Annotated in this window: 5 protein-coding genes; 2 read left to right on the top strand and 3 right to left on the bottom strand. The window is 62.4% G+C overall.

From position 1 onward, the window contains the following. Positions 1–227 precede the first annotated feature (227 nt). Together VIH17_14205 and feoB are read right to left on the bottom strand one after the other, a co-directional pair. Complete coding sequence (locus VIH17_14205) at positions 228–953, bottom strand: metal-dependent transcriptional regulator (protein ID HEY4684387.1); 726 nt, start codon at positions 951–953, stop codon at positions 228–230. Continuing rightward, positions 950–3,082, bottom strand: coding sequence for a ferrous iron transport protein B (gene feoB, locus VIH17_14200; protein ID HEY4684386.1), 2,133 nt, complete (start codon positions 3,080–3,082; stop codon positions 950–952). Before feoB ends, VIH17_14205 begins: the two co-directional genes overlap by 4 nt. 248 nt (positions 3,083–3,330) lie before the next feature. Between feoB and VIH17_14195 the strand changes: the two genes are divergently transcribed. Together VIH17_14195 and VIH17_14190 are read left to right on the top strand one after the other, a co-directional pair. Further along, positions 3,331–4,467 (top strand): ArgE/DapE family deacylase, encoded by a 1,137-nt coding sequence (locus VIH17_14195; protein ID HEY4684385.1) that lies wholly within the window; start codon positions 3,331–3,333, stop codon positions 4,465–4,467. A 92-nt stretch (positions 4,468–4,559) separates the two neighbouring features. Then, positions 4,560–5,630: a Glu/Leu/Phe/Val dehydrogenase dimerization domain-containing protein gene (locus VIH17_14190; GenBank protein HEY4684384.1), complete on the top strand. Its 1,071-nt coding sequence runs from the start codon at positions 4,560–4,562 to the stop codon at positions 5,628–5,630. Between the two features lie 73 nt (positions 5,631–5,703). Here VIH17_14190 and VIH17_14185 read toward each other — a convergent pair. Continuing rightward, positions 5,704–6,236, bottom strand: a 533-nt coding sequence (locus tag VIH17_14185) for a matrixin family metalloprotease (protein HEY4684383.1), incomplete at its 5' end; no start/stop codon positions are given.

Genomic DNA, 6,236 nt, shown 5'->3' with positions numbered 1-6,236 from the left:
TATCTTTCCATCCCCAAAGCGGACACATCACGTGCTACAAAAAGCGGACATTTTAATTTGCTAAGGACATTGAAGACCTTGCGGGTCGGTTGCCTCGTATGCCGTAACGGTTAGGTTTTGGGCAGGGTTTCGCGATGTGGTTCGATGCCGAACAGTTGTGCCGACGGGTCTACTTTTCCTTCTGAGTGCCACTGGTAGGAAACACTGATAATGTTCTAGCAGGCCTGCTATGGCCCTATGCGCACCACGTGGATTTCCAGAGCGATGCCTCGCTCCATGGCGATTTGCGTGTGCTCGCACTCGACGAGGAACGCCGGCGCTGTCTCGACCAGGCGAATGACTGATCCGGCGGTCAGCCCGAAGGCCGCAAGCCGATCGAGCCGCGCCGGAGACTGGGTAGCGATAAAAGCCACGCGCAAGCGTTCCCCGGGCGAGGCCGCATCCAGTCGCATGATAGGCGCAGGCTCCACCCCGGCGTGCTCCGTCTGCTCGGACCGGTTTCGCGCCAGCAAGCAACACGCTCCCGGGGGAATGGGTTTGTCGTGCGGGCAGGTTTCCGGATGGCCGAGCAGGGTGCAGATGGATTCCGTGATCGTGTCGGCAACCAGATGCTCGTAGGCGCAGGCAGCGTCCTCCATGCTCTCCGGCCCCATCCGGAGCACATCCGTGACCAGCCGCTCAGCCAGGCGGTGCCGGCGAATGATGGCTCGGGCGCGCTCGTGGCCTTTGGCCGTCAGCACAAAGCGATGACCGGCGATGCTCAGCCAATCTTCCCTTTCGAGTTCGGCGAGCAATTCGGCGGAAACGTTCGTCCGTGCGCTGGCTCGGAGCCGTTCGAGCGAGGTCTCACTGGCTTCCATGGATGTCCAGGCGGCTTCCAGTGCCTCCTCGATGGGCTGGCTCAGTCGAAATTCGTATGAGTCAGGGCCCCATTCTTTGTTCGACGTATTCATCGCAAGCCAAGCGCCGGAAGCAACCAGCGCATCAGGTGGTTCAGCGTGCCGCCAACCAGCACCGCGAACGGAATCACAAAAAGAGCCAGGATGGTCGCCACTCTGCCGCCAAACTCTTTGACGATCATGAGCAAATTCGCCAGGCAGGGCAGGAAGAGCGTGAGCGTGACCGCCGCCACGATGATTTGAACCGCGTCAAGCTGCCCGCCGCGGGCGAGCGCAAACAGGCCGGCGGCGCCATAATCGCGGCGAAGGAAACCCATCAGCAGCGCGGTGGCTGCCTCGGCGGGCAAGCCGAGCCAGTTCACTACCAGGGGTTTGCTGGCGGCGATCATCTTCCCGAGCCAGCCCCAACGATCAAGGAAGAAAAGCAGCACCGCGCCCAACACAAAAAGGGGCAACGCTTCGCCAAGAAACCATCGTACCCGCATGGCCGTTTTGCGCAGCAGATTTGACCAGCGCGGCATACGTAAGGGCGGAATTTCCAGCATGAAGTCGCCTTGCTTGCCGGGCAGAATCTTCGAAGAGAAATAGGCGACGAGCACGACTTGCGATCCCACTGTCGCCACTACCGTCATCATGCCCCAGAACGAGGATCCGGCCAGCAGCCCCATCAGCACTCCCAGTTGCGCCGAGCAGGGTATGCCGACCGCCAGCACGAGCGTGGTGATCAATCTTTCTTTGCGCGTGCTCAGGACGCGGGTCACAAGCGTGGCCATCGTGTCGCAGCCCAGGCCAAGCACCAGCGGCAGCACCGCTTTGCCATTCATTCCGAAGCGGCGCAACTGCCGGTCGGCAAGGATCGCCAGCCGGGGCAAATAGCCGCTGTCCTCGAGCCACCCGAAGAGCAAGAAGAATCCGGCAAGAATGGGCAGCAAGATAGCCAGGGCGTAGGTGAGGCCCATCGAGACAACCCCGAAGCGGCCGACGAGCAGCTCGCTCAAGAACGGGCCGGCATCGAGCGCGCCCAGCAGCCATTTCACCCCGGGCACCACGCCTCCGCCAAACAGCTTCTTCTCGAGTAAATCTACTGCCCACTGCGCCGCGACCACGCCCACCAGCAAATAGGTCACTGCCAGGATGGCGAGCAAAATCGGCCATCCGGTGGCCGGTCGCCGCAACCATCCGTCCATACGATCCACCCAGCCCTGTACCGTATTGGTACAGGGCCAGCCGCGTGACGAAGCTTCGGCAACTCGCAGCACGCTCTCCGCCAAGGCATTGGCGGTTGCCTGGCGCCAGGCGTGGATGAGGGGACTGCTGCCATTGCCATTTTGTGACAGGGCGCAACCGCTCTGGAGGGGACAGCCAGCGGCGAGACACGCTGCCCGGGTGGAATGCTTTTCACCGTAGATTTTGGACGATTCTAGACTGAAGGATTCTTCCGCCTCGGCAGGTTCCACTTGCCCATTCGATCGTGGCGGCACCGGCGGGCCAGGAGCGCCGGGCTGAAATCCGTTACTTCTAAACCGTCTAGGGACTCGGGCCTTTTCCATGGCGCGCAGCAATTCATCGCGGCCAATGCTCTGCGTGGCCACCATGAAAACCACGTCTATCCCCAGCTCCGCTCCAAGTGCGGCCGTATCGATCTGCAGCCCGAGCTTCTCCGCCTCGTCCAGCATGTTCAGGACAAGGATCAAGGGCAAATCCAGCTCGGCGAGTTGCAGCGTCAGGAGGAGCGAGCGGCGAAGATTCTTGGCGTCGGCAACCTGAACGACAACGTCAGGTCGTTCGCCCCGGAGCATGTTCACCGTCACCCACTCCTCGTCGGAGTGGGGTGCTAGGCTGTTGACGCCCGGCGTATCCACGATTTCGATCTCCTCCGGGCCTTTCCGCCACGTTCCGCGAGTTACTTCGACCGTCGTGCCGGGATAGTTGGAGACGAACGCATACTCGCCGGTCAACAGATTGAAGACCGCGGACTTGCCCACATTGGGGTGGCCGACAAGAAAAACCCGCCGCAGAGACGCCTCTGGCGCGGGTTTAGGAATTGCCGCGGGGACCCTCTCCGGCCGACCCGAAAGGAACCCCGGCTTGTTGGCTATCGCCATGGATCTGTAGGGAGACAAAATGAAACTCATTTTCAACTGGAGCACATCGGCGGCCAAACTGCTTTCAGCGCCATCCAAGAATCACTTCTTTGCATTTCAACGAGTTAGCGAACTCAGCAGTTCCTCCAGCCAGTCCGGCTGTGTCATTTTGCCCGGAGATAGGAGCGGGGCAACCTCCGGTGGGACATTTTGCTCCGGTGTGTCTCGTCTGGAGCAGCGGGATTCATCCGGCCATGGTCGCCTAGGCGACTCGGGCTTGAGCCCGAGAGCCCTGGCGTATAATCGGGCTGCGCGTTTTGCCCGGATGCCATCTGCGGGAGGCTTTTTTGGCCACTCTTGTTGACCCTGACCTCACCCTTGACCTTCTGCGACAACTGATTCGGATACCTTCCGTCAACCCCTCGCTGGTGAGCGGGGCGGAGGGCGAGGGCCGACTGGCGCATATGCTCGAGGACTTTCTGCGTCGCCGCGGGTTGCCGGCTGAGCTTGAAGAGGCCGCGCCTGGACGCGCGAACGTGATCCTGCGCCTCGGCCAAGGTAAACCGGAGTTGATGGTCCTAGCTCACCTCGACACGGTCAGCGGCGAAGCGATGGCGGATCCTTTCACTGCACGCGAAGAGGGCGGAAAAATCTTTGGCCGGGGGGCGTTGGACATCAAGAGCGGTGTGGCGGCCGCTTTTTCCGCGGCGATTGCGCTGGCCGGGGGCTTCTCTCAAGGGAGTTGCCTCTTTGCCGGTGTCGTGGATGAGGAATTCGAAAGCCTCGGCACGCAGAAGCTTATCGAACACCGCCGCGCTGATGCGGCAATTGTTCTGGAGCCGACCCAGTTGCGGGTAGCCCTGGCCCACAAAGGTTTCGCGTGGTTTCGCATCGAGACGGAGGGCCGCGCGGCTCACGGCAGCATGCCCGAGGAAGGCCGCGACGCCATTCGCATGATGGGAAAAATTCTTGTCGAGCTCGATCGTCTCGACGGGGAACTGGCCGGCCGCGCTCCGCACCGCTGGCTCGGCCGCCCGTCTCTGCACGCCTCGGTCATTCAAGGCGGCGTTGAACTTTCAAGCTACCCGGCGCATTGCCGCCTGGAGGTCGAACGGCGCACGCTTCCCGGCGAGTCGCGCGAGCAGGTCGAAACGGAATTGCAAGAGGCCATCCGCCGCACCGGTGACGCTCCTCCCGGGCGAGGACAAATGACCGTCTGGCGCGGCCCCTATGAGATTGCCCCTGATCATGCGATTGTCCGCGCCGTTGGCGAAGCTTGTGGCGCCGTGCTCGGCCGAAGCGAGCTCTCCGGCGTGCCCTTCTGGACGGACACAGCCATCCTGGCGGAGAGAGGGATCCCGGGGGTGGTCTTCGGCCCCGCCGGCGCCAACATGCACGGCGCCGAGGAGTATGTCGAGGCCGGTTCGGTCATCGAGTGCGCCGAAATTCTGGTGCGTACCATCCGCCAATTTTGCAGCAGTTAGCCGTTTTGGTTCGTTCCGGGCTGCTCTGTGTCCTCCGCGCCTCTGCGGTGAGAAAAGACATCTCGAGAACGATCCAACGGAGAATAGCAACCGTGATTCCGGACAACCTCTTCACGCGGCTCGAACAGGACGATTACGAGGAAATTCTGGTGGCCCAGAACCGGGCGAGCGGGCTGCGCGCTTTCCTCGTGATTCATGACACGACTTTCGGCCCGGCACATGGCGGAACCCGCACTCGATGCTACTCGAGTGAGGGGGAAGCGCTTGAAGACGCTCTCCTGCTTGCCCGCGCCATGACCTACAAGGCGGCCCTGGCGGGCATTCCCGCCGGTGGTGGCAAGATTGTGGTTCTGGATCATCCCCGCATGGAGCGGCAGGCCGCCTTCCGGGCCCTCGGCCGGTTTGTCGAGAGTCTCAGCGGGCGATTCTTTACCGGTGGGGATATGGGCACCACCGCGCAGGACCTCCTCTGGATGAACGAAGAAACTTCCTATGTCGCTTCGGAAGCTGATCCGCGCATCGGCGACCTTGCGGAAGCCACCGCCCGTGGCGTCTTCGCCGGATTCCGCGCCTGTCTTGACGTCGCCGGTCTCGAACCCGGCCGGACAACGGTGGCCATCCAGGGGGTGGGCGCGGTCGGCTATCGCCTGGCCGAGCTTTTGCGGGAGCAGGGATCGAAGCTGGTGGTTGCCGACGTGAATCGCGAGGCAGCAGAACGCGCTTGCCGCGCGCTCGGTGCCGTGGCTGTTGAGCCACACGAAATCTACGACGCCCGCGCCGACGTCTTTGCCCCTTGTGCTGTCGGCGGAACGGTGAACCCGGAAACAGTGCCGCGGCTTCGCGCACGTATCATTTGCGGCTGCGCCAATAACGTGCTGGCGGATGCTGCCGTCGGGCAAGAACTGGTCAAGCGGGACATCCTTTACGCGCCGGATTATGTGGTGAACGCCGGCGGGCTGATTCAGGGCGGCAACGCTCACCTGCTCGGCAAAACCGATAACCGCGAAGAACTGGAGGCGATCTATGGCCGGACGCGGGAGATTCTCGAGCGAGCCCGCATCGCGGGACGGCCGACGCAAGCGATTGCCGATGAAATGGCCCAAGCGCGGTTGAAGCGCCCCAAGACTTACCACGAGATGTCCTGGCCCAGAAGGTTCTCGTAGCGCCGGCGTCCCCACCGGCTTGGTTTGAATCGTGGCCGCCTGGAAGGCGGCGCTACGTCGTCTGCAAACTCTCTCAGTGGAATCGAGTTGTGAAACTCAAATCAAAGCGCGGCGAAGAATCAAAGCCGGCTCGCCCCGATTCTATCGGGGCGAGGAAACCGGGCAATGCGGAGGAGTCCATAGGCCCGTCGAGAGGCTCGGCGTAGAGAAAATAGGTGCCAAAAGGCATTCCTCGAATTTCGTAACTCCCATCCAACAATATCTGATTGTTCGAGCAGCTCCAACCGGCGATGCCGCCGGTGACCGCTTCCCCGGAAGTCGCATCCACCACGACGACGTGAGCGCCAAAGATGGGGAGTCCCGGTGAGTCGGCGGCTGCGTCCGGAGGCAGGGTGACCTTACCGCTCAGAATCCCGGTCGTGAGTCCGGGTCCGGTGCCAGCGGCGGGGTAGAGCGCCGCAACACCAATGCGATCATCCGAGGAAAGCGCGCGCCCGGCCTGTCCGGCGGGCACGGCTTCCGGCCACATCGCCGCCTGCCAGAGGGGCGAGTGATCGAGGCCCAGCCAGTGACCAAGCTCGTGGGTGAGGATCGTCTGGAAATCGT

The organism is Candidatus Acidiferrales bacterium, assembly GCA_036514995.1.
GTDB lineage: Bacteria > Acidobacteriota > Terriglobia > Acidiferrales > DATBWB01 > DATBWB01.
The sequence above is the reverse complement of the archived record's forward strand: the minus strand, read 5'-3'. Positions and strand labels throughout refer to the sequence as shown.

Coding starts and splice junctions, on each gene's coding strand:
- VIH17_14205 (HEY4684387.1), bottom strand. CDS start 953: ATGAATACGTCGAACAAAGAATGGGGCCCTGACTCATACGAATTTCGA.